We start from the raw sequence: 3287 nt of genomic DNA on the forward strand, positions 1-3287 counted from the left end.
AGGCAAGAGGGAGTAAGGGTATGGAAGCAGAAAAATGGGGAAGACGTATTCGCGCTTTTCGAAAGCTGAAGGGTTATACGCAAGAAAGCTTCGCTAAACAATTGGGATTGTCAGTATCTATTTTAGGTGAAATTGAGCGTGGCAATCGAACTCCTTCAGAAGACTTTCTTGTAAATGTATCACATACTTTGAACGTTTCCATAGAAGAATTATCACCTAAGGATTAAAGGAAAGGGAGGGATATACGTTGCTTAAGATTGGGAATATCGAAATGAAAAATCCGGTAGTGTTGGCACCTATGGCCGGAGTGTGCAATTCTGCTTTTCGTCTTACTGTAAAAGAATTTGGGGCTGGTCTTGTTTGTGCAGAAATGGTGAGTGACAAGGCTGTACTTTATAAAAATGAAAAAACAATGAACATGTTATATATGGATGAACGTGAGAAACCGCTTAGCTTACAAATTTTTGGCGGAGAAAAGGAAAATCTTGTTGAAGCGGCTAAATTTGTAGAATCACATACGGATGCAGATATTATAGATATTAATATGGGTTGTCCAGTACCTAAAATTACAAAATGTGATGCCGGTGCAAAATGGCTATTAGATCCGAATAAAGTATATGAGATGGTAGCGGCCGTTGTAGATGCAGTTAACATACCGGTAACAGTTAAGATGCGCATTGGATGGGATAGTGAGCATATTCTTGCGGTTGAAAATGCACTTGCTGTCGAACGGGCAGGCGGACAAGCGGTAGCTGTTCATGGTCGTACGCGTGCTCAAATGTACGAAGGTAAATCGAATTGGGATATTATCAAACAAGTGAAACAAGCGGTCAATATTCCGGTTATCGGAAACGGAGATGTCGAAACTCCGCAAGATGCAAAGCGTATGCTGGATGAAATTGGTGTAGACGGGGTTATGATTGGACGTGCAGCACTTGGAAATCCATGGATGATTTATCGTACGGTTCAGTATTTAGAAACGGGAAAATTGATAGAAGAGCCAGGGATTCGCGAAAAAATTGACGTATGTCTTCTACATTTAGATCGTCTTATCGCACTTAAAAATGAAACAATAGCAGTGAAGGAAATGCGAAAACATGCTGCTTGGTATTTAAAGGGAATTCGCGGAAATGCAGTAGTTCGCAATGCAGTAAATGAATGCAATACACGTGATGAACTTGTGTCCTTGCTTACGCAATTTGCTGATAGAGCTGAAGAGAAAGAGAATTCTATTCAAGTTGGTTGACATTCACAGGAGCACGTGTAAAGTTGAAGAAGAAAAACTGTCAGTGGAAGCTGACAGTTTTTCTAGTGGATTAGAAAGTGTTATACTATAAGTATTGCAAAATTTCATAGAGCTGGAGTTGATTTTATGAGTGAAGAGTTAAATGACCAGTTACAGGTACGCAGAGAAAAACTGCAAAACCTGTTTGATAGCGGAATAGATCCATTTGGAAAGCGATTTGAACGAACACATTCTTCCAAACAACTAGTAGAATTGTACGGTGAATTTTCAGAAGAAGACTTACATGAAAAAGACATACCTGTTTCTATTGCAGGACGGATTATGACAAAGCGAGGAAAGGGAAAGGTTGGCTTTGCTCATATTCAAGATTTAAATGGACAAATGCAAATTTACGTTCGCAAAGATGTAATTGGGGAAGAAGCCTATGAATTATTCCGTACAGCAGATTTAGGAGATCTCGTCGGAATACACGGAACTGTATTCCGTACAAAAACAGGAGAGTTATCTGTCAAAGTTACTGGCTTTACGTTACTGGCAAAATCTCTTCGTCCGCTTCCAGACAAATATCATGGTTTAAAAGACATCGAACAACGATATCGTCAAAGATATTTAGATTTAATTACAAGTATGGAAAGCCGTGAAACATTCGTATCACGCAGTAAGATCATTCGTTCTATGAGAAGATACTTAGATGATTCTGGTTATTTAGAAGTGGAAACACCAATGATGCATGCGATTGCGGGCGGTGCGTCAGCACGTCCATTTATTACACATCATAATGCGCTTGATATGGATTTATTTATGCGTATTGCAATTGAATTACATTTAAAACGCCTAATTGTTGGCGGCCTTGAAAAAGTATATGAAATTGGTCGTGTATTCCGTAATGAAGGAATATCAACACGTCATAACCCCGAATTCACAATGCTAGAATTGTATGAAGCATATGCAGATTTTGAAGATATTATGAAACTAACAGAAAATATGATTGCACACATTGCAAGAGAAGTAATTGGTACTACAAAAATTACTTATGGAGAATACGAGGTTGATTTAGAACCTAAGTGGAAACGACTTCATATGGTTGATGCAATTAAAGAATATACAGGTGCTGACTTCTGGAAACCAATGAGTGTAGAAGAAGCCCGTCAATTGGCAAACGAGCATCATATCGAAATTAAAGACACGATGTCAGTAGGACATATTATTAATGAATTCTTTGAACAAAAAGTAGAAGAAAAGTTAATTCAACCTACATTTATTTTTGGTCACCCTGTAGAAATTTCACCTCTTGCAAAGAAAAATGCGGAAGATCCTCGTTTCACAGATCGTTTCGAGCTATTTATTGTAGCGCGTGAGCATGCCAATGCGTTTACAGAGCTCAATGATCCAATTGATCAAAAGCAACGTTTTGAAGCTCAATTACAAGAACGTGAACAAGGTAATGATGAAGCACATATGATGGACGAAGATTATATCGAAGCATTAGAATATGGTATGCCTCCTACGGGTGGTCTAGGTATAGGTATCGATCGTCTAGTAATGTTATTAACCAACTCACCATCTATTCGTGATGTTCTTTTATTCCCGCTTATGCGTCATAAATAAGAAGCCTGATAAAGCATGAATTCATTTGATCAATTTAATAGGCTGTCGTGCAGTTTGCTGCATGACAGCCTATTTTTTTATGGGCAATGCAGGAGGAGATGACATCATATTTATGTGTACTTGAATAGATAGGATATAGAAAGACTAAAAAAATCAAAAAAAACAGTTGCTTTATTTTTTTCTAACTGGTATATTTATATGCGTTGTCACTGACGAAAGTTAATTTAAAAATTAAAAAGTTATTGACAGCTTTTGATTCACATGATATTATATTAAAGTCGCTTTTGAGCGATGACGAGTTCTTTGAAAACTAAACAAAACATGAAACGTCAGTTTTATTTTTTAAGCTTAGACAAACTTTAACTTTTATGGAGAGTTTGATCCTGGCTCAGGATGAACGCTGGCGGCGTGCCTAATACATGCAAGTCGAGCG

The 3287-nt window shown here is 37.8% G+C and carries 3 protein-coding genes and 1 rRNA gene; all 4 read left to right on the forward strand.

Going from position 1 to position 3287, the window contains the following annotated elements; translation table 11 throughout:
- Window positions 1-20: 20 nt before the first annotated feature.
- Window positions 21-227, forward strand: coding sequence for a helix-turn-helix domain-containing protein (locus AC11ZT_RS03595; RefSeq protein WP_484058297.1), 207 nt, complete (start codon window positions 21-23; stop codon window positions 225-227).
- A gap of 20 nt (window positions 228-247) precedes the next feature.
- Window positions 248-1246 (forward strand): tRNA dihydrouridine synthase DusB, encoded by a 999-nt coding sequence (dusB, locus tag AC11ZT_RS03600; protein WP_484058295.1) that lies wholly within the window; start codon window positions 248-250, stop codon window positions 1244-1246.
- 126 nt (window positions 1247-1372) lie between these two features.
- Complete coding sequence (gene lysS, locus AC11ZT_RS03605) at window positions 1373-2854, forward strand: lysine--tRNA ligase (protein ID WP_484058296.1); 1482 nt, start codon at window positions 1373-1375, stop codon at window positions 2852-2854.
- Window positions 2855-3219: 365 nt separating this feature from the next.
- Window positions 3220-3287: ribosomal RNA gene (locus AC11ZT_RS03610) — 16S ribosomal RNA — on the forward strand; the annotation flags it as partial.

The organism is Ectobacillus sp. (assembly GCF_056992975.1).